This is a genomic window from Parapedobacter soli, assembly GCF_025460835.1.
Classification (GTDB): Bacteria; Bacteroidota; Bacteroidia; order Sphingobacteriales; family Sphingobacteriaceae; genus Parapedobacter; species Parapedobacter soli.
This window is the reverse complement of the sequence record NZ_JAMXAY010000008.1, coordinates 91,575-116,236: the sequence shown is the minus strand read 5'-3', so window position 1 is coordinate 116,236 and position 24,662 is coordinate 91,575. Positions and strand designations below refer to the sequence as shown.

Annotated in this window: 31 protein-coding genes; 29 read left to right on the top strand and 2 right to left on the bottom strand. The window is 52.2% G+C overall.

What is annotated here, in order from left to right; genetic code table 11:
- Positions 1-39 precede the first annotated feature (39 nt).
- Positions 40-411 (bottom strand): hypothetical protein, encoded by a 372-nt coding sequence (locus NGM62_RS05790; protein WP_262246549.1) that lies wholly within the window; start codon positions 409-411, stop codon positions 40-42.
- Between the two features lie 171 nt (positions 412-582).
- Here NGM62_RS05790 and NGM62_RS05785 point away from each other — a divergent pair, with 171 nt between their 5' ends.
- From NGM62_RS05785 to NGM62_RS05770, 4 genes are all read left to right on the top strand, one after another.
- On the top strand, positions 583-993 hold the full coding sequence (locus tag NGM62_RS05785) for a helix-turn-helix transcriptional regulator (RefSeq protein ID WP_262246548.1): 411 nt from the start codon (positions 583-585) through the stop codon (positions 991-993).
- 815 nt (positions 994-1,808) lie between these two features.
- Positions 1,809-2,165, top strand: a complete 357-nt coding sequence (locus tag NGM62_RS05780; RefSeq protein WP_262246546.1) for a GNAT family N-acetyltransferase — start codon at positions 1,809-1,811, stop codon at positions 2,163-2,165.
- A 21-nt stretch (positions 2,166-2,186) separates the two neighbouring features.
- Positions 2,187-3,089 (top strand): helix-turn-helix transcriptional regulator, encoded by a 903-nt coding sequence (locus NGM62_RS05775; RefSeq protein WP_262246545.1) that lies wholly within the window; start codon positions 2,187-2,189, stop codon positions 3,087-3,089.
- A gap of 129 nt (positions 3,090-3,218) precedes the next feature.
- Positions 3,219-4,097, top strand: a complete 879-nt coding sequence (locus NGM62_RS05770; protein ID WP_262246543.1) for an RteC domain-containing protein — start codon at positions 3,219-3,221, stop codon at positions 4,095-4,097.
- Between the two features lie 348 nt (positions 4,098-4,445).
- On the opposite strand, the gene NGM62_RS05765 is transcribed toward NGM62_RS05770, so the two are convergent.
- The gene (locus NGM62_RS05765) at positions 4,446-4,640 is read right to left on the bottom strand and encodes a hypothetical protein (RefSeq protein ID WP_262246541.1); all 195 of its coding nucleotides are present in this window, start codon (positions 4,638-4,640) and stop codon (positions 4,446-4,448) included.
- A gap of 76 nt (positions 4,641-4,716) precedes the next feature.
- Between NGM62_RS05765 and NGM62_RS05760 the strand changes: the two genes are divergently transcribed.
- The 25 genes from NGM62_RS05760 to NGM62_RS05640 all read left to right on the top strand — a co-directional run bounded on the left by NGM62_RS05760 (position 4,717) and on the right by NGM62_RS05640 (position 24,662).
- On the top strand, positions 4,717-5,697 hold the full coding sequence (locus tag NGM62_RS05760) for a toprim domain-containing protein (RefSeq protein ID WP_262246539.1): 981 nt from the start codon (positions 4,717-4,719) through the stop codon (positions 5,695-5,697).
- Between the two features lie 422 nt (positions 5,698-6,119).
- A complete protein-coding gene (locus tag NGM62_RS05755) occupies positions 6,120-6,533 on the top strand; it encodes a MobC family plasmid mobilization relaxosome protein (protein WP_262246537.1) in 414 nt (137 codons plus the stop codon).
- Positions 6,534-6,543: 10 nt separating this feature from the next.
- On the top strand, positions 6,544-7,680 hold the full coding sequence (locus NGM62_RS05750; protein ID WP_262246535.1) for a relaxase/mobilization nuclease domain-containing protein: 1,137 nt from the start codon (positions 6,544-6,546) through the stop codon (positions 7,678-7,680).
- Between the two features lie 21 nt (positions 7,681-7,701).
- Entirely contained in the window at positions 7,702-8,337 is a 636-nt protein-coding gene (locus NGM62_RS05745) for a ParA family protein (RefSeq protein ID WP_262246533.1), read from the top strand.
- On the top strand, positions 8,334-8,708 hold the full coding sequence (locus NGM62_RS05740; RefSeq protein ID WP_262246531.1) for a hypothetical protein: 375 nt from the start codon (positions 8,334-8,336) through the stop codon (positions 8,706-8,708). The genes NGM62_RS05745 and NGM62_RS05740 overlap by 4 nt, the downstream gene beginning before the upstream one ends.
- Positions 8,705-9,067 (top strand): hypothetical protein, encoded by a 363-nt coding sequence (locus tag NGM62_RS05735; RefSeq protein WP_262246529.1) that lies wholly within the window; start codon positions 8,705-8,707, stop codon positions 9,065-9,067. The genes NGM62_RS05740 and NGM62_RS05735 overlap by 4 nt, the downstream gene beginning before the upstream one ends.
- A 2-nt stretch (positions 9,068-9,069) precedes the next feature.
- Positions 9,070-9,384, top strand: coding sequence for a DUF4134 domain-containing protein (locus tag NGM62_RS05730; protein ID WP_262246528.1), 315 nt, complete (start codon positions 9,070-9,072; stop codon positions 9,382-9,384).
- Positions 9,385-9,415: 31 nt separating this feature from the next.
- Positions 9,416-9,730, top strand: coding sequence for a DUF4134 domain-containing protein (locus NGM62_RS05725; protein WP_262246526.1), 315 nt, complete (start codon positions 9,416-9,418; stop codon positions 9,728-9,730).
- Positions 9,730-10,029 (top strand): DUF4133 domain-containing protein, encoded by a 300-nt coding sequence (locus NGM62_RS05720; RefSeq protein WP_262246524.1) that lies wholly within the window; start codon positions 9,730-9,732, stop codon positions 10,027-10,029. The genes NGM62_RS05725 and NGM62_RS05720 overlap by 1 nt, the downstream gene beginning before the upstream one ends.
- Positions 10,010-12,508 (top strand): TraG family conjugative transposon ATPase, encoded by a 2,499-nt coding sequence (locus NGM62_RS05715; protein WP_262246522.1) that lies wholly within the window; start codon positions 10,010-10,012, stop codon positions 12,506-12,508. The genes NGM62_RS05720 and NGM62_RS05715 overlap by 20 nt, the downstream gene beginning before the upstream one ends.
- Positions 12,509-12,531: 23 nt before the next feature.
- Positions 12,532-13,194 (top strand): hypothetical protein, encoded by a 663-nt coding sequence (locus NGM62_RS05710; protein ID WP_262246520.1) that lies wholly within the window; start codon positions 12,532-12,534, stop codon positions 13,192-13,194.
- The gene (locus tag NGM62_RS05705) at positions 13,191-13,850 is read left to right on the top strand and encodes a hypothetical protein (protein ID WP_262246519.1); all 660 of its coding nucleotides are present in this window, start codon (positions 13,191-13,193) and stop codon (positions 13,848-13,850) included. The genes NGM62_RS05710 and NGM62_RS05705 overlap by 4 nt, the downstream gene beginning before the upstream one ends.
- The gene (locus NGM62_RS05700; RefSeq protein WP_262246517.1) at positions 13,847-14,533 is read left to right on the top strand and encodes a hypothetical protein; all 687 of its coding nucleotides are present in this window, start codon (positions 13,847-13,849) and stop codon (positions 14,531-14,533) included. Before NGM62_RS05705 ends, NGM62_RS05700 begins: the two co-directional genes overlap by 4 nt.
- Before the next feature lies 1 nt (position 14,534).
- A complete protein-coding gene (locus NGM62_RS05695; protein ID WP_262246515.1) occupies positions 14,535-15,317 on the top strand; it encodes a hypothetical protein in 783 nt (260 codons plus the stop codon).
- Positions 15,318-15,327: 10 nt separating this feature from the next.
- A complete protein-coding gene (locus NGM62_RS05690; RefSeq protein ID WP_262246514.1) occupies positions 15,328-16,470 on the top strand; it encodes a plasmid transfer protein in 1,143 nt (380 codons plus the stop codon).
- A gap of 9 nt (positions 16,471-16,479) precedes the next feature.
- The gene (gene traK, locus NGM62_RS05685) at positions 16,480-17,100 is read left to right on the top strand and encodes a conjugative transposon protein TraK (RefSeq protein WP_262246512.1); all 621 of its coding nucleotides are present in this window, start codon (positions 16,480-16,482) and stop codon (positions 17,098-17,100) included.
- On the top strand, positions 17,078-17,512 hold the full coding sequence (locus tag NGM62_RS05680) for a hypothetical protein (RefSeq protein ID WP_262246510.1): 435 nt from the start codon (positions 17,078-17,080) through the stop codon (positions 17,510-17,512). Before traK ends, NGM62_RS05680 begins: the two co-directional genes overlap by 23 nt.
- Entirely contained in the window at positions 17,509-18,708 is a 1,200-nt protein-coding gene (locus NGM62_RS05675; RefSeq protein ID WP_262246509.1) for a conjugative transposon protein TraM, read from the top strand. The genes NGM62_RS05680 and NGM62_RS05675 overlap by 4 nt, the downstream gene beginning before the upstream one ends.
- Before the next feature lie 11 nt (positions 18,709-18,719).
- Positions 18,720-19,559: a conjugative transposon protein TraN gene (gene traN / locus NGM62_RS05670; protein ID WP_262246508.1), complete on the top strand. Its 840-nt coding sequence runs from the start codon at positions 18,720-18,722 to the stop codon at positions 19,557-19,559.
- 30 nt (positions 19,560-19,589) lie between these two features.
- Complete coding sequence (locus NGM62_RS05665; RefSeq protein WP_262246507.1) at positions 19,590-20,024, top strand: hypothetical protein; 435 nt, start codon at positions 19,590-19,592, stop codon at positions 20,022-20,024.
- Positions 20,025-20,168: 144 nt separating this feature from the next.
- Positions 20,169-22,211 (top strand): type IV secretory system conjugative DNA transfer family protein, encoded by a 2,043-nt coding sequence (locus tag NGM62_RS05660; protein WP_262246506.1) that lies wholly within the window; start codon positions 20,169-20,171, stop codon positions 22,209-22,211.
- Between the two features lie 27 nt (positions 22,212-22,238).
- Positions 22,239-22,667 (top strand): hypothetical protein, encoded by a 429-nt coding sequence (locus NGM62_RS05655; RefSeq protein WP_262246505.1) that lies wholly within the window; start codon positions 22,239-22,241, stop codon positions 22,665-22,667.
- Complete coding sequence (locus tag NGM62_RS05650) at positions 22,643-23,269, top strand: M23 family metallopeptidase (protein ID WP_262246503.1); 627 nt, start codon at positions 22,643-22,645, stop codon at positions 23,267-23,269. Before NGM62_RS05655 ends, NGM62_RS05650 begins: the two co-directional genes overlap by 25 nt.
- Before the next feature lie 13 nt (positions 23,270-23,282).
- Positions 23,283-24,089, top strand: coding sequence for a DUF3945 domain-containing protein (locus tag NGM62_RS05645; RefSeq protein WP_262246502.1), 807 nt, complete (start codon positions 23,283-23,285; stop codon positions 24,087-24,089).
- Between the two features lie 3 nt (positions 24,090-24,092).
- Positions 24,093-24,662, top strand: coding sequence for a hypothetical protein (locus tag NGM62_RS05640; protein WP_262246500.1), 570 nt, complete (start codon positions 24,093-24,095; stop codon positions 24,660-24,662).

Genomic DNA, 24,662 nt, shown 5'->3' with positions numbered 1-24,662 from the left:
CTTAGCATACTGAACCTTTGGCCCAAAGAATGGGGAGTATTACAGTTCTTTGTCGTCCCAATCCATGTTTTCTGTAGTATTATAAATTGTCTTCACCGCTTTCAGCTCTTTGAACATTGCGTTTATGTCTTTTTCGGGATATGCCGGTTGCCCGAACCGACAGACAAGAAAGAATTTCTTAGCGGCCTTGCGTTGTTTTTCCGTCCCTTGATCTGATGCAGCGTAACTTACCATCCGCATAAAATCGCCAAGAATCTCATCAGGTTTGACACTGAGGATGGCGCAGAGCATCCGGAAGTTGCTTGGAATTAATAGGTCTACCTTTCTCCATTTGGACGAGTACATTTCTCCGATTTCGGAATACCCTTCATATTTGTCAACCGTCCTAACCTCTGTTTTTTGTTTTTTCATGGTTCGCAGTATTTGGTTCTGACAACAAAGCTCCCTAACCGTAAAAGCATATTCAAACCCTTAGCCGGCATAAATTATCCCGCTAAAAGCATATCTTATTCGTAAAATATTCCGTATTTTCGTAGGTGGCAGCAAATTAGAGCGCTACTTTTGTCGCATCATTTTATCGTCATGGAAAGAACACAACAAGTACACGAGGGACGAAACATAAAACGGTTCAGGGAAATGCTCGGCATGAAGCAGGAAACCCTTGCCTATGAATTGGGCGAAGACTGGACGCAAAAGAAGATTTCCCAGTTGGAAGCCAAAGAAAAAGTCGAAGAAGACCTATTGGAGCAGGTGGCTGCTATCCTAAATATCAATCCAGAAGCAATTAGGAATTTTGACGAGGAAGCTGTATTTAACATCATAAACAACACGTATCATAATACGAGCAGCGATAGTTCGACGTTAATAGCAAGTTCGGTGAATTATCAGCCCACCTTTAATACCACGGATAAAATCGTGGACCTTTATGAACGCTTGTTGCAAGCCGAGAAAGATAAAATTGCTTACTTGGAGCAACTGTTAAAAGACAAATAAAATTCGTGAAACGGGTCATCGACTTTATTAGTTTTTTTACTCAAGCCGAATAGATAGCCGACGCTACGCTTTACCGCGAGTTTTCCGGATATAGCGCAGGCAACAAATCGGATTGCCAATACTTTCGTATCCAAATCCGACTATTCTGATTTACCCACCTCCGAGAACCCGCGGCAAGCGCATTCGGTCAATCAACCGTCCCTCAAACTTCAGGAATCTTTTTCGCTCATAACACCGGCCTTTTTTTCCAGATGATTTTTCTGATTTCGGGAAGGTATCCATTGGTCATTTTGGGCAGATGTTACCTTGGTTAGTTTGGTAAACTGATAAAGAATCACGAATTTGTGGCATTTTTAGCTGTAATATCGTTGTCTTATATGAAAGCTAAAGTTATATAAGCTACGATTGTCTATGAAATGCCGAAATTCGGCAACCCTATGAAAAAACATGATGATGCTTGCAACATACCAAGACAAACCCTTGTTAGTACACTTGTTATCTCAAGCCTTCGCGGCCAACGGCAGCGTCAACTATGTCGTAGGCAGCAGCGAAGGTCAATCGAAGCGCATTCGCGCGTTAATGGAATATTCTGTCGAGATCTGCTTCCGTTTCGGCGATGTATACCTTGACGAGGATCGTACAGCCTGTGCACTGATATTGTACCCGCATCGTAAGCGGACAACATTGAAGTCGGTAGTGCTAGATGCACAGTTGNATATTCTGTCGAGATCTGCTTCCGTTTCGGCGATGTATACCTTGACGAGGATCGTACAGCCTGTGCACTGATATTGTACCCGCATCGTAAGCGGACAACATTGAAGTCGGTAGTGCTAGATGCACAGTTGGCCTTTCGTGCTATTGGGTTGCACAGAATCCGCCGTGTATTACGGCGGGAGGAGCAAATCAATAAGATACAGCCGAAAGAAGATATGGCTTACCTCTGGTTCATCGGCGTGGATCCCGCCCGTCAACACGCAGGCATTGGCAGTACCCTTTTGCAGAGTGTGATTGACGTGGCGTCACGAGACGGACTGCCGGTTTATCTGGAGACTTCCGTCACAGAGAACCTGCCGTGGTACCAACGGTTCGGGTTCACAATCTATGATTCGCTCGATATGGGTAGTCATACGTTGTATTTCATGCGACGGATGCCAGCAAAGATGGGAGGATAGATGCTGCTACCGGGTACAGAGATGCACATAGTCACCTTTGTATTCACCCTGCTGGAATGTGCGATGTTCTGTGTACAATTGGCCCTTTACCTGATACGTCCGGCTGATCGCCACCGTAGGTATTTTCTGGTGTTACTTGGTCTGCTCATCGTCTACAACATCACCGGAGGCCTGTTCCCCGATCCGACAATCGATATACCGGTACATATTCAAAACATTGTCGCTTATGGTACTGGCTTCCTGACGGCGGCATATTTTCCCTACTATTTTTACCGTGTATTCAATTTACGGTTATTGCGTTTCCATGCACTGTATGGAGTACCGCTGTTCCTGCTTCTGCCGTTCCTCTTGTTCTTTGTAATCAGCTATGCTTGGCATAAGGATCTCTGGTTGGCGATCCGGTATGGCGTAGTGGTGCCTTTTTATTACTCTATGGTGTTACTCTGGGCAATCCTGCGGGCCATCCGCGTTGCCTATAGGGAGAACCGGAATAAAAAGCGGTATATGGAAGAAATACTGATGTACCTCGCGGTGGCACCTTGGTCGGCCATGACAATTATTGCTTACTTCGAATTAGGGCAGCTGACCGAGGCGCTGTTTACCAATCTAGGCTTTTTGGTTATCACTGCATTGTTCATCTACCGATCGGTCACCCTGAGCCGCGCCGAGCAGCGGCAGCTGGACAGTCTTCGCCAACTGACCATGGATACAGAAGTCATCCGCATGAACTGTGTCCGCGAAATGCTTACCCCTCGGGAGACGGAAATAGCGGTTCTACTTTGCCACCGACTCAAGCGCCGTGAGATTGCCGATAAATTGTTTATCTCCGGCCGCACCGTAGACAAACATAGCGAGAATATTTTCCTCAAGATCGGCGTTACCTCTCGCGAGGAATTGCTCGCCAAACTCAATACGCCGTCCTAACCGGAAGCATAATAGGTAAAAGATACCTATCCAAATACGCTAAACCAACGAAAGGTTCTTGTTTGCGGCCCTGTAATTTTGGGGTTCCTTTTCCCTATTGTTGGGAGGGATTTACTAAAACATCGTGCCATGATAACCAAGGACATCGAAATCCTTTATTCCGGTATGACGGAACAGTTGGAATCCATCAACGGAACATTAAAAGACTCTCTTGCTAATTTGACCGATTCCCTTTCGTGCATCGCTGCAACCATACAACACCTTCGGCAATACCTTCGGGCACATCCCTTTGCGGATGATCGCGACGAAATCCATTTTTTCAAGTACACCAAACCACGGTTTTATTGCTGGCATATCTATGTGGTGGAACTGCACCACATCCTCGGCGCCTTGCCCGTTGGTACGGATCAAATGGTCCGGGACTACTATATGAGTGAATTGGGTGTCATCAACCGCTTTATCCGCCAACACGCTTTTGGCTATGAATACTATCTGGCTGACGAGACGGCCAAGGATGCGGAATTTTTCCTTTGCCGGAACAAATCCACTTTCTCGCCGGGGCAGGAACATCAACCGGAGGATAGCGGGTTTTCTACTGAAATGGACTATCTATTTTCGATGTTCCGTGCCTATGAAATGGTGCGTGACTTTATCATACGCAGACTCCGGCTGCTCTACCGGAATCCTGACAACTCAATCATGGCCGAACTGCTTGTTGGTAGAAAACGTCGATGGTCTGGAGATAAGGTTGAGCTAATCGAAATTGCTTATGGTATTTACTACACGCAACGTATCAATGATGGAAAAGCAGAGATTTCGGATATTGTAGGTTGGTTAGAGGAAAGTCTTGATGTCGACTTGGCGCAGGCTTATCGTATGTTCGTCGATATTACCCGCCGTAAAACCGTTAGCTATACCAAGTACCTCGATGAAATGCGAGGGGCCATTCATGGCCGAATTGAGGAATCCTTTAAGTACAAGCCCAAAAAAAGAATACCAAAAAATTAATTTGCTACTGCGTTAGCTAAAAACCTGCCAAAAAACAGGCCTTACCAATGCGGCGAACTTGTTAAAAGATTTCGTTCATGTCATGCCCAAAATCAATGTCTTCAGCATTGAAGGCGTAATAGCTCGTTTGTTTTCGATGCTATCATGAAATTTATATGCCTTTTTTGCCAAAACCGGCCTGATTAAACCAAAAATCCCCACCAAAACCAAAAAATCCCACTCAAAAAAAATTGATACCAACATTTTCGAATTGGGAACCCCCCGTCTGCACCCTCGGCAATTTTGACCCCATAAAAGGACACGTTCTTTGACATTTGGGGAAGAAGCATTTCCGGTGAGAGCCGGGAATTACAGTGCAGTCGGCCGGTCTCCCGCCGCATACGTGTATGCAACGGCACCTGTCCCGATGAACCATAGGCAGCCGGTTTCGGCGGGTATGTAATTACCCACGTGAGTATTCCCGATAACATTATCAATATAGAGTGTCCACTCGCGTAGCGATACGTCAACAGGATCAACAACAATCCGAACGATAGAATTCAAAACACCACCAAGAATATAACCAGAGGGGGCTTCGGCCCCCTTATATTATTTCAACAAACATAAAAACCAAATTATTATGGCTAAATGGATAAATGCTGAGCAGATTAAAGACCAAGTATCCTTGGTCGACCTGCTCACCCGCCTTGGCCACACGCCAGCTTACCGCTCGGGCAGAGAACTTTTTTACAGGAGCATGCTTCGTGAGGAACGTACCCCTTCGCTCTGTGTCAACGACATCATGGACGTTTGGTTCGACCACGGCGGCCAAGGTCGATCCGGCATCAGAGGCGGCAATGTCATCGACTTCGGGCTCGCTTACTGGCATCCGGCGACCTTTCCCGAGGTGATCGAACGGATCAGCAACATCATGGCTATTCCCGTGCAAACAATGTCGCTGGATAACAAACAGCGGAAACGCCCACGCCAGCAGGCTAAACGCGTGGCCAACTACCGGGTTGAAACCGTTAAGGAACTGGATAGCCACCCTGCAATTACCCGATACCTGAAAAGCCGAGGGATATGGGAGGCCGCCCAGAGCAAGATCAAAGAGGTCTATTATGCTGTCGATAGTGGCCCAAAGCAGGGTAGGCAGTTCTTCTCTGCAGGCTGGCAGAATGAAGCCGGTGCATGGGAACTCCGCAACCGCGTCGGCGACCGCGACTTCAAGTCGTGCCTCGGCCGCAAGGCCATCACCTTCTTGCCCGGCGACCCCGGCAACCTTTCGATATTCGAGGGCTTCATGGACTACCTTAGCTGGAAGACCGATAATCCAGCTGCTTCCGATACGGTCATCGTCCTCAACTCAGTCAACCTGATTGACGCCGCGGTGGACAGGGCGCGTGCCTATGGGCAGATCAATACCTATTTCGACCGCGATAGGGCGGGTGAAATGGCCTTCCGTACCCTGCACAATGCGTTGCCGCATGCCCGCGATTGCTCCGCTACTTATGAGGGATATAACGATTATAATGAGATGCTCATGGCGCGTCCGCCGCGCCGCCTCCCGTGGGAGGAAGAACATATTTTCGAGAAGGTCATGGCTACCTACCAACGATGACTAGGCGCTTTATATAGTACTATGCTTTGCTAATAGGCTAACTAAACAGCTATACAATAGGCCGTTTTGTCGATAAGCTAGCTAAGCAATTTGTTAATAGGCTAACTAATCAGCTATACAATAGGCTGTTTTGTCGATAAGCTACTTAAGCGATTTGCTGATAGGCTGAATAAGCACAACCCTCCGGAGTTTACGCACGCAGCCGCTACCGCGCCCGCAAGCGTAAACATCCGGTCAGCAGCCAAAACCCCTAACACACCACCCGTTGTTTTGTCAGCTGCAAGTTGTGTTTTCGGGTCCCCCGAAAACCACCTTGCCTTTGCCCCGCGGCACCCCGATAGGGGAGCCTCGGACAAAGGGGGAAAAACCTGCGCAACTTGGTTTTTCTTCCAAAAGGAAGGCTAAAGATAATATTCAAGCCTATGGACAAGCCTAAAAGAAAGCCCGGAAGGCCGCCCATGCTGACCGGAAAACGAACGCGCCTGATCAAGGCCAAGCTCACCGACGAGGAATTTACCAAGCTGCTGGAAATCCAGAAAGCCTCCGGCATGAGCCGCATGGAAGTCATTCGCAGGCGAGTACTCGGCGGCGGCGCAGTGGTGGCCGTCAATACCGCGGAACTGCTCACCGCCCTCGATACCATCGGTGCCGAGTTGGGGCGTGCGGGTAACAACATCAACCAACTCGCAAGACACGCCAATGTACTGAACAGGCAGGGCAGGCTCGCGCCGGAAGTTGCAACCGAATTCAACCGCCTGTTTACGGATTACATACGCATCCAGCGCGAACTTGAAAAGAACATCCGTGGGCTGCTCCGCGCCATGAAGCATTCCTAACAACCGCACGATGATTGTCAAGATACTGAAGAAATCTGCCACCTTTAGGGCTGTCCGGTACAACACCGGAAAAGTTGATAAGGATCGGGGCGAGCTGCTGCTTGTCCGGAATTTCGGTGCACTCCAGGGATTGGAAAATCTCCGTCCGCAGGACTACGTGAACTACCTCGAGGCCGTATCGGCACGCAGCACCCGCATCAAATACCCACAGTTCCATGTCGCTATTTCGACCAAAGGTCGCGCCCACAGCAAGGAGGATCTCTCGGACATCGCACAAAAATGGATGGAGGACATGGGCTACGGCAATCAGCCCTACCTGCTCATCTTCCACAGGGACACGGCTAACAACCACGTGCACCTAGTCTCTACACGTGTGGGCAGGGATGGTAAAAAGATATCCGACAAATACGAAAAGATCCGAGCATACCGGGTATTAAATCAAATCATGGGTAAGGATGAACGGCAGGCCACCTCCGCCGACTTGAAAAAAGCACTCGACTACAGCTTCTCCACCCGCGCGCAGTTCATGATGATCCTCGAAACCCGGGGCTATACGCTGGCATTAAAAGATGGCGCATACGCCATTTCTAAATACGGCAAGGAGCTTGCCAGCATCGATGTGGCCAAAGTGGATGAACGGATCGCCGCACGGGAAAAGGACAAAGGTAGGGTCGCACAGGTGCGTGCAATCATCGAACGGTATCGCAGCAAGTACGATCCAACGCCGTATGCGACCGATGCCGGATACAGCTCAACTTTGTTCTCCTTCCTATACGAAAAATTTGGGCTACAGGCCGTATTCCATGGTAAGAGCGGAAAGCCGCCTTACGGCTACACCCTCATCGACCATGCAGCAAAAGCCGTCTACAAAGGCGGTGAAGTCATGCCGATGGGGGAATTTATTGCGCACCGAGCGACTACAGGCGGACGGCAACAACCGCATAGTAGCCAGCCGGAACCCCATGCTTGGTCTCAAACCAAACCCACGCTCGACCGGCCGTGGGAAACCGACTCCGCCATCGACACTACTGATCCCGACATGGCTCTGGTCGCCCTCGACATTAGTATCTCGGACGATATCGACGACGAGGCCACCCTTGGACGCAACCGCCGCCGCAAGAAAAAGGCACGAACCAACACCAGATAACACAATTTAAAACTCCCCATTATGGTAATCTTGATAGGAAACCAAAAGGGCGGCGCAGGCAAGAGCACGCTCACCCTGTTGCTGGCCAATTACCTCACAGAGGCACACAAACGTAAAGTCACCGTGCTCGATATGGACTACCAGCAGTCCGTAGCGGCTAAGTACGAAAAGGCCAAGATACTGGACAACACCGCACCCTATGAAGTCATTCCGGCAGACCTAACCCATTTTCCCATGCTGCTTGAAGTGCTTACCCGCAATCCGAAAGAGACGGTATTGATCGACCTACCCGGCAAGATGGACGACGACGGACTGATTCCGGTCATCCTCTCAGGCGACCTTATCCTCTGCCCGTTCAACTACGATGAGTTTTCGGTCGACTCGACGCTGCTTTTCGCGATGGTCGCCGGAAAAATCAATAACCGTGCATCCATCGTTTTCGTGCCTAACCGCATCAAAGCCACCGTACGCTACGACACCCGCCAAGACGTGGACCGGGCGCTATCACGTTTCGGAACCGTCAGTCCGGGCATCGCCGACCGCATCGGCTTCCAGCGGGTGGACACGCTCCACACCCCGGCCACGGTTCTACCTGCCGTACAACCGGTGCTCGACCTGATCTACGGCAGCTATATCAATAAGGAGGCGGCTAAATGAACGAAATCAAATCGCTCGCAGACCAGTTGCGCGAAAAGCTGCGTACCGACGAAACGGAAAGCGACCGGCCGCCCGCTAAAGAAAAAGCGGAACCAGTCCTTCCGACAAAGCCCAGAAAGTCCCCGAAACGTTCCGTAAATGATCGGAAGGCCGCGGAATTTTTCCAAGCAATCGATGCGTTTAAACTCGAAGGTACCGAGAAAAGCCTCATCCGCGTAGACAGCCGGACGATGAACCTGCTCAAGCGCATCAAGCTCGCCAAAGGCGTCGACATGAACCGGTTCATCGTCTATGCTCTGCACCGGTACATCGGCCAGCATCCCTGGCTACCGAAACACATTCAAGAAACCCTTAAAAACTCAGAACCATGAACTGGACAAGTTTCCTACTTACCCTCGCTCTCATTTATTTGGCCTACTACGGCCTCAACCTCTTATACGACCTGTTCACCACCCGGAGGCCGCCCGGTACCGAAAAAGCAGGGAACGTGCTCTTCTTCGATGAAGACGTCCGTCCCCAGATCATCGAACCGGCAGACGACCCGCTACCGGAATCCGGTGCGGAGCCTACCCAACCGGCACAGGACGAAGCCGACGTCACACCACTGGCCGAGCGGCCGCCGATCGGGCTGTCCGGACCGATCCTTTCCACCGGGGCGGTCGGGTTGAAGGAGTTGTTCAACCTCGCCAAGGACAATCTCATCGAGCATACCCGTGCGATATCCTACTGATCATGCCGCAATCTTTAACTGCAGAGATGGCTATCGTCATCATTTTTTGTACCCTGCCGACTATAGGCAGCGCACAGCCCGGTATTGGCGAGTTCTATAAAGCATCGGGCGAGATGCATCGCTGGTATTTCAGTCTATCCGATCTGGTGCTGGTCATCGGTGCGATTGCCGGCATCCTCGGTGGGCTGCGCATCTATACCAACTGGCAATCCGGCAAACACCATTACATCGACGGACAAGTCATGGGCTGGTTTTTTTCATGCCTCTTCCTTACGCTTGTCAGCACCTTCCTCAGAGCCCTTTACGGGGTCAGTTAACCCATATTTCTCACCTTCTAATCATTTTCCAATGACAGTGACAACCAAAAGATTGTTCGCGTTTGCTACGCTTATCCTAACCACTGCAAATACCCTACTTGCGCAGGGCGGCGGGGGAACCACCGGTATCAATGCCGCCACTTCCTCACTCACCAGTTATGTCGATCCTGTCTCTACGCTTACCCTGGCCATCGGGGCCGTCGTCGGCATCATCGGCGGCGTCCGTGTCTACATCAAGTGGAACTCGGGCGATCAGGACATCAATAAAGAATTGATGGGCTGGGGCGGCTCCTGCCTGTTTCTCGTACTGGTTTCGGTGGTCATCAAGGCATTCTTCGGCGTCTGATGATCCGCTACTTCTCCATATACAAGGGGCTTCAGAAGCCCCTCGTATATCGGGGGTTCAAAGGAAAGTTCATCGGCTGGGGCATTGCCTCGTTGGCGCTCGGTCTGGTAGGCGGTGGACTAACCGGGGCACTCACCAATATGTACCTCGGTGGGCTGGTCACCATCCTTGCCATTGCCGGAGGACTCACCTTCACTTTCCATCGCCAGAAGAACGGCCTCCACGACAAGACCCGACACAAAGGCATATTCATCCATCCCGTACATCTCAAGACCAACTATGCAGACACATCACCCTAAGACGGCATTCCGCATGCCCTATGCAGGCATCGACCATTACCATGGGGAGCCCCTGCTCTACGGTGAGCGGGGAGACTTCTCCGCTCTGCTACGCATCCGCAATCCCGTCATGCAGTACGGAGCCGATCCGGAACCCTATACCGCCTACCATGGCGTGCTGCTTAACATGATTAAGATACTCGGCGAAGGCTACATTGTCCAGAAACAGGATATCTTTTCCCGCGGAACCTATCGCGCGCCGGAGGCCGACGAATTCCTCCAACGCAAATATAACGAGCACTTCCAAGGCCGGGAGTACACCAGCATCGACACGTTCCTGGCCATCACCCGGCAGGTGAAACGCGGGACCTTTTACGTCCACGACCCCAGAGCGCTGGCTGACTTCAGCCAGGACATGGATAAGATCCACGACCTGCTGCACGGTGCAGGCATGCAGCCGTACCGCCTCGGCGAGCCGGACATACGTAGCTATGTATCGCGCCTACTGGCAATGGACTTCGCATCGGAAAACATTGTGTTGGACAACCTGCTGGCGAACGACCGGCAACTCGATATGGGCGAACGGACACTCCGTAGCATCAGCCTGATCAACACCGACACCATCGATCTGCCCGAGACGGTCAGCACCTATACCCAAAAGCAGGATGGGCGGTACCTCCGGGACTTCCCGGTGGATAACCTCTTTTTCCTGCACCACGTACCGGACTACCGTTGTATTATCTACAACCAGCTGATTGAGATACCCGGACAGCAAGCCACGCTGAACAAGCTTGAACTGAAACGCAAACGGCATTCAGGCGTGCCCGATCCGGCCAACCTGATCGCTGTGGAGGATATCGACCAGTTGCTGGTGGACGTGGCCCGCGAGAACCAGTTGCTGGTGAACGCCCACTTCAACATCGTCCTGTGTGCCGAGAGCGAAAAGATCGGCAAGGCCGCCAATTACATCGAGGCCGCCCTCTTCCAGCAGGGCATCATACCCTCCCGGAATAGCTATAACCAACTGGAATTGTTCCGGACCGCATTGCCGGGCAATGGCGTGGAACTGAAAAAATACGACTGGTTCCTCACGACGTCCGATGCAGCCCTCTGCCTGCTCTTCAAGGAGTCCATGCAGACCGACGATGACTCGGATTTCCTGATACGCTTCACGGACAGGCAGGGGCTGCCGGTGGCAATCGACCCATCGGATCTGCCCATGCGGACCGGACGTGTCAACAATCGGTCAAGGTTCACTTTAGGGCCGTCGGGATCGGGAAAATCCTTTTTCATGAATGCCCTGGTCGAACAGTACTGCCGTTACAACATGGATGTGGTCATCGTCGACACCGGGGACTCCTATTCCGGGCTTTGCAGTTACTACGGCGGTAAGTACATCACCTATACCGAGGAAAAACCCATCTCGATGAATCCCTTCGCCATTTCGCAAAAGGAATTCAACCTCGAAAAAAAGGATTTCCTCAAGACCCTGATTGCCTTGCTTTGGAAGGGAGCTGACGGGCAACTCTCCCAAATCGAGGACACCGTGCTGTCCAACGTACTCTCGTCCTATTATTACGAATACTTCTGGCTCGATCCCGGTCCGGAAAATCCGAGCAGACCCGCGAAGCTGGACTTCGACTCCTTCTATACCTATTCGGTGGGCCGGATACGCGAGATCACCGAGCAGGAATCCATCACTTTCGATCTGGACGAATATCGCTACGTGCTGCGCAAATTCCATTCGGGCGAGGAGTTCGGGACCGTGCTGAACGAGGATGCCGACTCGTCGCTGTTCTCCGAACGTTTCATTGTGTTCGAAATCGATAACCTGAAAGAGAACAAGGTGCTTTTTCCCATAGTGACCTTGATTATTATGGACGTGTTCCTTCAGAAGATGCGCCACCGTACGTCGCAGCGCAAAGCCCTCATTATAGAGGAAGCGTGGAAGGCTATTGCGAGTCCGCTTATGGCTGGGTACATCCTCTATCTGTATAAGACGGTTAGGAAGTTCTGGGGAGAGGTCATCGTGGTCACACAGGAACTCGGGGACATCCTCGGTAACCCGATCGTCAAGGACAGCATCATCGCCAACTCCGATACGATCTGCCTGCTGGACCAAGCTAAATTCCGCGAAAATTACGATGCTATCGCCAAACTGCTCTCCATTACCGAGACCGAGCGGCGCAAGATATTCACGGTTAACCAGCTTGATAACAAGGACGGACGGGGCAGATTCAAGGAGGTCTACATCCGCAGGGGAACCACTGGGGAGGTCTACGGTGTGGAGGTTTCCATTTACCAGTATCTGTGCTATACAACCGAAAAGCCTGAGAAGAATGCCGTGCAGACCTACGTCCGTGCGCATGGTGATTACCAGTCTGGACTCGAGGCTTTTGTCACCGACATGCAGGCCAGCGGCCTTGCCCTCGGCGCGTTTGTCTCCAAAGTCAATGAAGCCGGGCGACCGATAACGTCTGGAGAGCCGCGCATCGATTAACTTCTTTTAACCCATTTCCAACCATGAGAACATTATGCACACTGTTGGGCATGCTCCTTTTCGGGGCGCACCTGCAAGCCCAGATTTATATCGATCCGGCGGTCGCCGCCGCCACGGGTGCCCATGCCGCCGTCATCAACGGACAACTCAATACCACCAACGACAATCTCACCCTCATCCAGCGGGGGCAGTTGGCCGTCACCGGGCAACTCGTCATCGTAAACGATTTGCAGGACAAGATATACAAGGGGCTCAGCGAAGTCTCCGCCGTGGTGCGCAACCTGCTTGCCGTAAAGGACATTGTCGACATCAGCACCGACATCGTGCGGGATGTGAACAAAGCGATGGACATCGCGGGCAGCAATCCTGTACTGCTGCTGTTTGCAAAGGAAGGCGCAAGGGAGTTCAAGACCCGCGCAACGGCACTGGCCGCCGAAGTCAGCTCCTTCGTCACCCGCGGTGGGCGCGACAACCTCATGGACTCGGGCGAACGCGCCAAACTGCTGAACCGGATCGTCACTGAACTGACCATCCTGCGCGGTGTAGCTTACGGCATGTACCGATCCATGTATTGGGCCAAGCAGCGCGGCATCTTGGATTCACTGAATCCGTATGCGGGTTTCATCAACATCGACAAGCGAATCGCCGATGACATCATTCGCAACGCAAAATACCTCAAGCAATGAAAGTGACCCTGATAACGGCCCTTTTCCTTTTGGCATTCCTGCCAAAAGGGCACGCACAACTGAACGTCGAGCTATTGCACCAACTTGTCCAGCACAGCAAGGACGAATACAGCCGACAGCAGACCGCGCGTAACCGGCAGGCGCTCACTTCGGCGAACGAGGAAGTCAATCGCTCGAAAATGGGCGATCTCAAGCAAAAGTACCGTACCCTGCAAAGCCGCTTCCAAACCATTGGCCTTGCCATCGATGCTACCCAGATCGGTATACAGGCAGCACCGATTATCCGGGAGATCGTGGAACACCAAGTAACCATCGTCCGGCTGGCGGGACAGGACCCGATGCTCATCGTGATGGCCTATCAAACCGAAGAGGATCTGGCAGACCGGGCCTACCGGCTCAGCCGGTACCTTTACGCACTGGCCATCAGTATCGGCGACATCAACCAGATGAAAGCCAGCGATCGCAGACTTCTTTTCGGTCACGTACTGACCGAGCTCCGGCGTATCGCCGGGGCCTCCCGCGGGCTTGCCGCCAATATGTATCACGCTAACCGTAAACGGATACTCGCATCGATAAATCCTTTCGGGGAGTACGTAAACCGGGACCGGCAGCTGGTGGACAACATCCTCTCCAAACTCAAACAAATCCGGCAATGAACAGAACGAAAACAATGATACTGCTATTTGGCTTGATGATGGGTGCCGAGTTGGCGCAGGCTCAGAGCTACGTTACCATTATCTATGATAGCAAGCACCTGTCCATCGTTGGTCAAAATGCCGCCGCGCGCTCCGCCGCAGAAATCATGCACAACAGCTACCTGTCGACGATCAAGGATCGTCTCAACGACATCAACATCAACGTCAGTTCCGTAGTCATGGTGCAGGACATGATCCATCGGGGACTAACCGAGGTAGACCAGGCACTACGCACGGGGCTAACCGTTCGGCAGATTGGTCGCATCGGTGCCGATATCATCCGTGAGTGCAACGGAATGGTGCAGACTGCAAGAGATGCGCCGCACCTGTTGCTCTTTGCGGAGGACGTGGCTAGGCAAATGAAAAGCCGGGGCGTAAACCTCGCCAGCGAGGTCTCCGAATTTGTCCTCAAAGAAGGTCGGAATGTACTGATGGATTATGAAAAGCGTGATGTCCTACTTCGCAAGATACTCCTTGAACTACGCGTGATGCGGGCACTGGCTTACAGCATGCACCAATCCATGTATTGGGCAAAGTTCAATGGTATATTCCGCACGCTCAATCCTTACCAGCAGTTCATCAATCAGGACAAGCGGTTAGTGGACGATATCATCTATAAATCCAACCTCTTAACAGATCAATGATATGAACACTCACCTTATCATATGGCCGGTGGTGCTGGCGCTCTCCATCACGCAAGGCATGGCACAGACGGTCAAATACCAAACCGACAAGCACATTGTCCACCAGCAGGAGCGCATGGTTTTCAAGCAGTGGAATCGCGATAATTTTACGCCCAAGAAAGGATTCCTCGGTCTCAATTACCAGTACTGGCTAACGTGGGCCTGGCATCCCAACTACCCCCGTACCGACCGACGGTCCCTTAGTTTTACAGGCCCCCAAACCCTTCGGTTGCGACTTGTCGCCGCCATGAAGAACACTGAGGAAGCCTATAAGAAACACGCGGATACCTTGCGCAACACCGCCCTTACCGAAATGGTGAACTACGCCGGTGCCGCATCTGCCGCCGATCCGCTCTGGCAGCTCTACTACCGCGGTGAGTTCCGTTCGCTCACAGACGGGATAGACCCATTGGAAGGGGCCGAACCCAACGTACGCGACTATTTGACCCATACGGGTCTGTTGGAATGGTATCGCGAAGAAAAGGAAGCACTGGCCGAACGTCTTGATGCCGCACGGACGACCAACATGGACAGGGGGTCGCGCATCATGGCCTACCACCGTGTGCTTGGGGAATACCGCCAGCTTTCCGCCATGTGGGAAGCGAAGAAGCAGCGGATAAAACTATACCTGTCCCTGACGGAAGCCGATACAAGGATCACGGAGCCGGGTCAGTCCATCACCCTCCCGCCCGGCAGGACAGACCGGCAGATCGCCGACGATATCCTCAGTAAATCCAAACTATAAAACACCCTTTATGAACCTGATAGAACTATTTATCGATGCAACCCGAACCCGGATACAGAGCGTCCCGGATTCCTTCAAGGAAACCTTTAATTTTTTGCAGGGCAACGGTGTATACGAAGAAGGCATGATGCACTTCCTGAAGCAGATGAAAAATACCATCTGGACACACTACGATGCCTTCATTGCCGACGCGCAGGCACTCTGCGCCATCTTCATGCTGGTGTTCTTCGCCATCAAGACCTACGAAATGATGGCGGGCGACAAGCAGCTGGAGGTCATGCCGCTGCTCAGGCCATTCGGCCTCGTTATGGTCATACTCTGGTGGCCTACCTTTACGCGGGTCGTCGCTTATCCAACCGACATCGTGGCAAACAAGACCGAGGTTTTATTCGACGGTAGCCAGGCCGAGGTCAATAACCTCCGTCTCCAACGCGCTGCGCTTATGGTCGAAGTGGCCGACCAGCTCCTTACCATCGAGGCCGAAACCGAAACGGCGAAAGCCGAGGCCGATACGTGGTATGGCAAGGCATGGGAATCCGTCACCTCCTCCGTCAAAGAGGGCTTTTCCGAGGTATGGAACGCGGTGGTCAAAGTGCGTAACCGCATGAAGGTGGGACTCCAGCTACTGGCTACCTCCCTGTTGGAAACCCTCGCTATCTGGCTGCTGCGTATATGCGTTTATGTTATATTCGTTATCCAGATCATCTACTCGACCATCCTTATTATCCTTGGCCCGTTTTCAGTAGCAGCCAGTATCCTGCCCGCCTTCCGGGACTCGTTCAGCACATGGATTGCCCGCTTCATCTCGGTCAACCTGTACTCGGGTATCGGTTATTTGGTGCTGTACATTGCGTCGCTATTCCAACAATATGCCATGGAGGCCGAGATTACCCGCTACCAAGCACTGGTCGGAGAAACGGGAGTAGCCGACATGGAAAAACTGGCTGCCTTCGCCAGCAACGGTATCCTGTCCTTCGGTATAGTTATCGGCACCTTCGTTATCGGCGCACTGACCATGCTCACCGTACCCAGCATCTCTACATGGATCATCTCGACGTCCGGCATCTCATCCGCCGCCTCCACGATGGGCAGGGGTGCATCCGGCATGTCCCGTATGATGGGCAGGATATTAACCAAAGGAATAAAAAGATAGACAGCACATATGATCATCAAGAATATCGAATCTAAAGTGCGGCTCGCTACATTTCTCTCAGCGGGCTGCCTCATCGCAGCAGTCCTAATGGTACTCGGCGTCTCCTTTTTCGCCTACCGGCAGGTAGCGGACGCACGAAAGAGCATCTACATTATGGATGCGGCAAACGTGCCCATGTCCGCCAGGCGAACGGACGTGCAGATGAACCGGGAGGCCGAGTACCGCTCACACGTTGGGCGCTTCCATAACTTGTTCTTCTCGCTAACCCCTGACGACAAGTTTATAGAGTACCAGATGAAGCAGGCCATGTACCTCATCGATGAGAGCGGGGCACTGCAATACAACAATCTCAAGGAAAAAGGATTTTTCAACTCCATCCTGTCCTCAAGCGCCGTGCTGACCATCCGCACCGACAGCATACACATTGATATGCCGAAGCGCTACTTCCGCTATTACGGCACGCAGAAAATCGACCGGCGTAGCTCCACCATCACCCGCTCGCTCATCACCGAGGGATACCTCAGTGACCTTGAGATACGGTCGGACAACAATCCACATGCTGTGCTGATCACCCACTGGAAGACACTCGAAAACAAAGACATCCAACATGAACAGAAAAACACCTTCTGACCCCGCAACCGACATCCTAGGGATGGACGGCATCCGTCGCCATCTCCGACAGGTGAGCGGCTTCTGCCGCGAGCTGGTGAAACGACATCCCCTTTATTTCTTTGCCGGGATGCTTGCCTGCATGCTCGCGTCGGGCATTCTGGCCTTTACCGTCATGCGAACGGATGAACCCCACGCTCTGCCCGCTTTTCCCAAACCACCGGCGAGCGGTGCAGGCGGGGCTATCACGGGCATCATCGATACCTATGCCGCCCTCAACGAAGTGACTGCATTGCAAGATACCATCGCTCATATCATCGAAAAGGATACACTCGATGCCACCGATAGCATCCGGCTCACCGAAGCCCTCCGGCGATTTGAGCAGATACAGCAATCCATTATGAACCATAAAAATAATGACACAGCACCATGATCATCGATTTCAGAAAGCCGCGGTACATTATACCGCTCATTCTGCTGCCATTCCTATGCATATTCTTCTATGCATACAAGAGCAGCTTCGGCAAAGAACAACCACCCAAGGCGGGCGGGGATTCCCTGCAGACCGATCTCGCTGAGGTCTCCGACCAAGTGCGTAATCGTGCGCTCTCAGATAAATTGGAAGCCTACCGCGACCGGTACCGGCAGGCCGATGGCTATACCGCGATCGGTCACATTCAGGAGGAACAGGCGGTCACCGAAACGCCCAATACCCTGTACAACGAACGCGAGCGGCAGATGCTCGACTCTATCGACCGTGCCATGAAAGGGAGGTATAGCGACACATCTGGCAGTGACTTCCCGGATGCTGTCGATCCGATACGTCGCGGTGATACATTCGACCCCCACGACAGGGCATTGCAGGAAGCACTCGCAGAAATGCACGGACAGACCACGCAAACCACTGCGCCGCAGCCTGCACAGGCCGATCCGATGGAGCTCTTCCGCCAGCAAATGGAATTGCTGGATAGCATGGCCAAGGCCAGTGACCCAGAATACCGTGCCGAGCAGGAACAGCTCCGACAAGCCGAACTCCTCGAAAAGCAGCGTCAGGAGCAAAAGCAAGCGCGGCTTACCGTCAGCAAGGCATCCGGCACTGCCGCCGTCTTCAATACGGTCACTCCGGATCGCGAAGAAACCTTCATTACCGCCATGGTCGACCAGGACATCAAGGGCTATGCCGGATCACGCCTTCGCATTCGTCTGCTCGAAGACATGATGGCGGGCCATTTCCTGATAAAAAAAGGAACTTACATCTATGCAGAGATATCCGGGTTCACTGGGCAACGGGTTAATCTGACGGTCACCTCCATCATGAACGACCAGCATATCCTACCGGTACGGCTCGAGGTCTACGACCACGACGGCCTGCCCGGACTTTACGTTCCGGCATCGGCATTTCGTGAGTTCACGCGCGACTTGGGAAGTAATACAAGTCAGGGCATTACCCTTCAGCAGGCCGCGGCGAACAACAGCCAGCTGGTGATGAGTATGGTGCAGAAAATGTTTCAATCCACCACTAGTGCCGTTAACAAGGTAATCCGGCAGAATAAGGCGAAGATTAAATATAACACGCTGGTCTACCTCATTGACCCCGACCAGCTGCGCAACAACCAGAAGAATTATTAAAAGATCCGAAAATGAAAATATTACTCGTTATCCTATCCCTGTTGTTGGCAGGGCTAAACCTCGACGCCCAGGAAAAGGCCGGAACCTATCGGGACGAACTGCCCGATATCATCATGGACGGCAGTAGTTCACTGCACATCATCTCGCCGGAACCCATCCGCTACGTAGACATCTCCACCCACGACGTGGTTGGTGATCTACCCGAACTCAACGTCCTGCGCCTCAAATGGGTATCCGACTCCGCGAAAAGCTTGTACGGAGGTTCTGGGGGGCTTGGCGTAGTCACCGTCATCGGCGAGAGTTTCATCGCGCAGTACAGGCTGCACTATGCCGGGGGTGCACCCGCATCCGCTATCGCCGCTAGTTTCGACATCCTGCCCCGCCATACCCGTCCGCTCCATATCCCGGTCGAGCTGACCACGCCGGAATTACGCAGCCATGCGGTAAGATTGCTTTCCCGGCATAATGCCAAGCCGATCCGCCAGGCCAGCACTTACGGTATCCATGCCGACCTGAATAATGTCTATACCGTGGGCGACCTCGTGTTGCTGGACATCACCTACCACAATGCTACTAACCTTGCCTACGACATTGATGAGCTCCGTTTCAAGATTGAGGACAAAAAGATAACCAAGGCCACCAACGTGCAGTCCATCGAGATAGAGCCGATTTGGCAACTCTATCCGCACAGTTCCTTCAAACGGACGTATCGGAATATCTACGTCCTGAAGAAAGCCACCTTCCCAGCGAGTAAGGTGCTGAACGTCGAGCTTTCCGAAAAGCAGATATCCGGGAGGACGATTACGCTGAGGATCAAGTACCGGGACATCCTTGATGCTGATACGTTTTAATCAACCCTTTTATTCACCCCTAACGAATTTATGATGGAAAAACTAGTTGGCACATCGGTCATGGTGCATCCCGAATTGACCACCGATCCGGTGAACATGCAAGGACACTTGGGAACGATTAGTCACGTTATTTACGAGGATAATTCAGTTTACGTTAAGTTCAAAAACCACGCGATCGGCCTTTACGATACCAATGCCTTGCTGATGCTGGTTCCCGTAGACATGGCAATAGATAAGCTACGGAGTGATGTAGATATCTTGAATATGAATGCCTCGGACGTAGTGGATATTATGGAAATGTACCAGCTGGATGCAACCGGGATACCGGAAGTCCAGCAGGAAGCCCTTGATTGGGCCGTGACCCATGATAAGATTTCCGGAGCGGTAGTATTCAGCGTCGAGGATTGGATCGAGTTTCAGATAGGAAGACCTAACCAGCAACAGCCGCCGGGAAGGGGCATTTAATTCGATAATCCGAAAAATTTGTGCATCCCACCCGTATTGGGTGGGTTAGCATGAATTTTTTGTAGCGCCCCTAAGCCATAGAAAAGCAAATCATTATGGAAGAACCCCGCAGGGCTCCTTCCAGGCTATAAAATCCAATTACATATGGAGGAATCCAAAGAACAGCAGGCGATGCATCGCTTCCTGCAATTCGCCATATACCTATCCGTAGCCCTCGACATCCTGATGTTTATCTACGCCGAAAAGGTAGTGGCCAGTCCAGCTAGCGAACGGTACGGATTATCGCACTTCCTTGTACGCATGGCAGGCATTGCCATTTACCATTACCCGATCCACAGCAAATTGTTCACGTTCATTCTGATTTGTCTCGTCTCTGTCGGTACGCTCAGCAGAAAGGAGAAAGATCTCAACCCCAAGAATGCTATTGCGTATCCTTTAACCGCAGGGCTGCTATTGCTGGCAGCCAGTCTCTGGTTTTACGGCAGGCCATCCGGAGTCTGGCCGCTGCCCTATACCAGTTGGTTCGATCTGGGCTATATCGGATGCACGGTCATCGGGACGCTGCTCCTGCACATCGCGATGGATAACGTGTCCAAGATTATCGGCTCGCGGCTCGGTAAGGACAGGTGGAATGTCGAAGAGGAATCCTTCATGCAGCCCACCAAACCGAAGATAACACCCTACGCGGTGAACATTCCGATGCTATTCTACTACCGGAAGAAAGTGCGCAAGGGATTTATCGTGTTGGAGAATTTATTTCGCGGGTGCCTCGTAATCGGTACCCCGGGGTCGGGCAAGAGCTTCTCGGTCTTTATGCCGATTATCCGCCAACTTGTGGCACTTGAGTGGACACTCTGTGTATTCGATTTTAAGTTCCCCGACCTGTGGCAGGTTACCTACTACCATTACCTGCTCGGTAAACAACAGGGCAAACTGAAAGATTTCGGGTTTCATGTGATTAACCTGAACGAGCCGGAAAAGAGCAGGCGTGTCAATCCCTGGCGAAGTGATTATCTGCAGACTCTGGCCGAAGCCTCTGAAACTGCCGAGGCATTGGTGGAAGCGATGAAGAAAGGCGACAAGGCGACGGGGAGCGACCAATTTTTCACCCAATCGGCCGTTAACTTTCTGGCTGCCTGTATCTACTTTTTCAGCAAATACGAGGGCGGGCGGTATTCCAGCTTCCCGCACGTGCTGGCCTTCCTCAACCGATCGTATGAGGAAATATTCAGCACCCTGTTTTCCAACAAGGAACTCGAATCCCTGCTCTCGCCATTCATGACCGCCTATAAGGCCCGCGCCTTTGACCAGTTGGAAGGGCAGGTCGGTACGCTCAAGATATTCATCAGCCGCTTGGCCACCAAGGAAACCTTCTGGGTGTTTTCGGGCGATGATTTTGACCTCAAGATCAGCAATCCCGAAGCCCCGTCCATTCTTGTACTGGCAAGCAACCCGAATACACAGAGTACGAATTCCGCATCCTATTCGGTGGTCATCAACCGGATTACCAAACTGATCAATACAAGGGGCAACATTCCGGTCGGTTTGGTGGTGGATGAGGCTCCAACTTTATACCTATATAAAGTCCAGGATATCATTTCACAGGCCAGAAGTAATCGCGTTTCGGCCATTTTGGGGGTACAGGGGCTGACCATGTTCAGGCAACAATACGGTAAGGAAACCGCGGACACGATTACCTCTATCGTAGGAAACATCCTCAGCGGATCCATCCGTGATAAGGACGGACTCGAATGGATGGAACGTCTTTTTGGAAAAGTAAAGCAGATGGGCGAAAGTCTATCCATCGACCGGACAAAAACCTCGCTGTCGATCAACGAACGGCTCGAACCGCTTATCCCAGCAGGTAAGATTGCTTCGCTGAAAGCCGGAGAGATGGTTGGCATCCTTGCGTCCGATGCCGTCGACAAGTACACGGGCAAATTTGAGACATCTGCTGTCAATTGCCGCATTGACCTCGACCTCAAAGCGATCCGCAAAGAGGAAGAAGCCTATCCCGAGTTACCCGTATTCTACGACTTCGGCGATAGGAAAGAGGAGATATTGCTCCAGAATTTCCATCGCATCAATGCCGAAGTGCAGGGTATCGTAAGAACATTCAAACCACCGGCACCACCACGGCCCCTACCGAAGGGCAAAGGCTCCATGCGGCCGGGTTTCAAAAAGTAATCCATTCACCATTAAACACACAGTACTATGGAAGATTTAATAGGCAGACCTGTGCTGGTACACCCCGAGCTGATCACAGACCCTGCGGACAGGCAAGGGCAATTGGGCACGGTTTCTCACGTAAGTTATGACAATGAGGTAATCGAGGTCAGCTTTGCGGACAAACACAGGTCGCTCTACACCACTGATACCTTACTCGTGCTCAAACCGCACAGCGAACTTTTCCGGGACATGATGGATGCCCTCCGGGACATGGACGCACAGGACTTCAAGATTTTGCTAAGCATCAGCATGATCCTCGAGAACGGAACGCCGCGCCAGCAGCACGAGGCCCTTGGCATGGCGCTCATCAACGACCAAATTCTCCGTTCCGCCACGATACCCTTGTCCAGCAGATTGGAACTGACTCTTCCGCAGGATAGGGAATCGCATTGGCAGAAAGGAACGGGACGGTGACGGTGCGTAAGCTGGCCATTTACTGGATGCTCCCATTTCTTGGCCAGTTGCTACCTCATGCAGCGGGAGCACAGGCAGCCTGCATCAAGCACGTTGCACGCCATCCCATGGAATACCCGGTGCGCAAACCGGAAATCCAAACCAACGTCCCGGGACCGGAGCCCGCTGTTCGCGCGTCTGAACCATCGGTACCCGCGGTACATATGCCGTTGGCTAAGTACAGGATTACCTCACGCTTTGGTTGGCGCAAGCATCCAATTACAGGAAAGGTTAGTTTCCATAAGGGCATCGACCTCGCCGCCCAGGCGCAGACCGTGCGGAGCATCTTGGATGGTACGGTCACGGCCACCGGTTATCATAGGCACCTCGGCAACTACGTTCGCATTGATCATGGTGCCGTGCAGAGTACCTACGGTCATCTTTCACGTATAAATGTTAAACGCGGCCAGCCCGTCACAGCGGGGTATCCCATCGGCATCACCGGCAGGACGGGACGAGCCACCGGTGAACACCTACACCTCGGCGTCCAAAGGAACGGAACTTACATTAACCCTTGGAAGTTTTTGCAAAAACTTATCGAACACTCCAAAAACGAATATTAAACACGATTTAATTATGGAAAATCAATTTCAGGAAAATGATCTGCCGATAGGTGATCTGGGTAAACTTGGTCTTGTCAGGAACGGCAAGCCCCTTCTTTCAGACGAAGACCTCACCGCTCTGCTCGCAGGGCACAGGACAGACCTCATCACGCTACAAGATCTGAGCAGTGACGGCATCCACATCAGAAAAATGGACGCCAAACTATCGCTCCAGCGCACTCCCGAAGGTCACGTAACCGTACAGCTGCATCCCATCTACCGTGATATAAAGAAACATCCGCTGCTGCTGGATGTCGAGGCGGAACAGCTCGAACAGGGCACACTCACCCACGTACTGAAAACCTATCATACGGGCGACGGAAAGAAGAAATCATGGGTTATCGAGTACGATCCCGAGACCAGGGAATTCATATCCTCAGACCCCGCAAGCGTAAAAGTCCCGGCAAAAATCAATGGAGAGAAGCTGTCCGAACTCCAGAAAGAGCAATACCGGAACGGAGATATCGTCCAGCTTTCGGACGGGACACACCTGCAACGCCGTGCAAGCAGCCGAAGCGGGGTAACTTCCAACAGGGAGGCACTCATGTATTCGCTTATACTCGATGGCGGTATTTCCTACCTTCTGCTCCGCAGCCTACGCAATCTCTTCGGTAACAAAGCCGCGCAAAAAGACCCCTATACGGAAGGTTACCAAAGGGCAATGCAAGATATGCAGCAATGGCAACGTGCAAAGCAGACTCCGTCGCGGGCACCCGTCCCCCAGTGGGAAATGGAGCAGGAACAGCAGCAGAGGGTAAACGGCAAAAGCCGCTCCCGATAAACAATGATGCTGTTGTTACAGCATGTCGATAGGCGGGTGCAGGATTACTTTGCGCCTTGGCTGGATGACACCGCCGGTGCATTACCTATTGTGACGGGTACGGTAGGGGTAGTAGAACCGCGTATGGCACGGCAGCACTTCCTGTTCCATACTGCTATCGATGCTTTGTGCTTTTGTCACTTCCATCCCCATCTGCTCGCAAGACCCGGTAGCAATGTGTTTACCGTAATTGGTTTACATTCCACGGCAGGCCAGCTGCTGGAACTCAAACATAGGTATACCAATGCTAGGATGGTCGGCGTATTCGACGACGACCTTTGCGGCAGGGTGCTCGACTGCAAGGTCGCGCTTTGGCAAATGGGCCGCGATGCCTCATTTATATTGGACGATGATATGGTCGCATTCGCCTATTGTGGTAACACCTTCCGTGTTCCCGTGCCCCGGTTTTCCTTGCACCGCTTCCGTATACTCACCGGCATGCGATCCACCTACCGCACCCTTAAGACGCGGGGCTTCGTGTCTTTTACCACGATGGTCGTCCATCACTTGAATGACCCCTGCCACCAAACTTAA

What these genes read in the sequence shown, in the direction of transcription:
- NGM62_RS05745 (WP_262246533.1), top strand. Translation starts at nt 7,702, where the DNA reads ATGGTAATCTTGATAGGAAACCAAAAGGGCGGCGCAGGCAAGAGCACG.
- NGM62_RS05770 (WP_262246543.1), top strand. Translation starts at nt 3,219, where the DNA reads ATGATAACCAAGGACATCGAAATCCTTTATTCCGGTATGACGGAACAG.
- NGM62_RS05655 (WP_262246505.1), top strand. Translation starts at nt 22,239, where the DNA reads ATGGAAGATTTAATAGGCAGACCTGTGCTGGTACACCCCGAGCTGATC.
- NGM62_RS05750 (WP_262246535.1), top strand. Translation starts at nt 6,544, where the DNA reads ATGATTGTCAAGATACTGAAGAAATCTGCCACCTTTAGGGCTGTCCGG.
- NGM62_RS05720 (WP_262246524.1), top strand. Translation starts at nt 9,730, where the DNA reads ATGATCCGCTACTTCTCCATATACAAGGGGCTTCAGAAGCCCCTCGTA.
- NGM62_RS05695 (WP_262246515.1), top strand. Translation starts at nt 14,535, where the DNA reads ATGAACACTCACCTTATCATATGGCCGGTGGTGCTGGCGCTCTCCATC.
- NGM62_RS05660 (WP_262246506.1), top strand. Translation starts at nt 20,169, where the DNA reads ATGGAGGAATCCAAAGAACAGCAGGCGATGCATCGCTTCCTGCAATTC.
- NGM62_RS05755 (WP_262246537.1), top strand. Translation starts at nt 6,120, where the DNA reads ATGGACAAGCCTAAAAGAAAGCCCGGAAGGCCGCCCATGCTGACCGGA.
- NGM62_RS05730 (WP_262246528.1), top strand. Translation starts at nt 9,070, where the DNA reads ATGCCGCAATCTTTAACTGCAGAGATGGCTATCGTCATCATTTTTTGT.
- NGM62_RS05760 (WP_262246539.1), top strand. Translation starts at nt 4,717, where the DNA reads ATGGCTAAATGGATAAATGCTGAGCAGATTAAAGACCAAGTATCCTTG.
- NGM62_RS05725 (WP_262246526.1), top strand. Translation starts at nt 9,416, where the DNA reads ATGACAGTGACAACCAAAAGATTGTTCGCGTTTGCTACGCTTATCCTA.
- NGM62_RS05705 (WP_262246519.1), top strand. Translation starts at nt 13,191, where the DNA reads ATGAAAGTGACCCTGATAACGGCCCTTTTCCTTTTGGCATTCCTGCCA.
- NGM62_RS05715 (WP_262246522.1), top strand. Translation starts at nt 10,010, where the DNA reads ATGCAGACACATCACCCTAAGACGGCATTCCGCATGCCCTATGCAGGC.
- NGM62_RS05790 (WP_262246549.1), bottom strand. Translation starts at nt 411, where the DNA reads ATGAAAAAACAAAAAACAGAGGTTAGGACGGTTGACAAATATGAAGGG.
- traN (WP_262246508.1), top strand. Translation starts at nt 18,720, where the DNA reads ATGAAAATATTACTCGTTATCCTATCCCTGTTGTTGGCAGGGCTAAAC.
- NGM62_RS05710 (WP_262246520.1), top strand. Translation starts at nt 12,532, where the DNA reads ATGAGAACATTATGCACACTGTTGGGCATGCTCCTTTTCGGGGCGCAC.
- NGM62_RS05785 (WP_262246548.1), top strand. Translation starts at nt 583, where the DNA reads ATGGAAAGAACACAACAAGTACACGAGGGACGAAACATAAAACGGTTC.
- NGM62_RS05735 (WP_262246529.1), top strand. Translation starts at nt 8,705, where the DNA reads ATGAACTGGACAAGTTTCCTACTTACCCTCGCTCTCATTTATTTGGCC.
- NGM62_RS05690 (WP_262246514.1), top strand. Translation starts at nt 15,328, where the DNA reads ATGAACCTGATAGAACTATTTATCGATGCAACCCGAACCCGGATACAG.
- NGM62_RS05640 (WP_262246500.1), top strand. Translation starts at nt 24,093, where the DNA reads ATGATGCTGTTGTTACAGCATGTCGATAGGCGGGTGCAGGATTACTTT.
- NGM62_RS05675 (WP_262246509.1), top strand. Translation starts at nt 17,509, where the DNA reads ATGATCATCGATTTCAGAAAGCCGCGGTACATTATACCGCTCATTCTG.
- NGM62_RS05775 (WP_262246545.1), top strand. Translation starts at nt 2,187, where the DNA reads ATGCACATAGTCACCTTTGTATTCACCCTGCTGGAATGTGCGATGTTC.
- traK (WP_262246512.1), top strand. Translation starts at nt 16,480, where the DNA reads ATGATCATCAAGAATATCGAATCTAAAGTGCGGCTCGCTACATTTCTC.
- NGM62_RS05665 (WP_262246507.1), top strand. Translation starts at nt 19,590, where the DNA reads ATGATGGAAAAACTAGTTGGCACATCGGTCATGGTGCATCCCGAATTG.
- NGM62_RS05680 (WP_262246510.1), top strand. Translation starts at nt 17,078, where the DNA reads ATGAACAGAAAAACACCTTCTGACCCCGCAACCGACATCCTAGGGATG.
- NGM62_RS05700 (WP_262246517.1), top strand. Translation starts at nt 13,847, where the DNA reads ATGAACAGAACGAAAACAATGATACTGCTATTTGGCTTGATGATGGGT.
- NGM62_RS05645 (WP_262246502.1), top strand. Translation starts at nt 23,283, where the DNA reads ATGGAAAATCAATTTCAGGAAAATGATCTGCCGATAGGTGATCTGGGT.
- NGM62_RS05740 (WP_262246531.1), top strand. Translation starts at nt 8,334, where the DNA reads ATGAACGAAATCAAATCGCTCGCAGACCAGTTGCGCGAAAAGCTGCGT.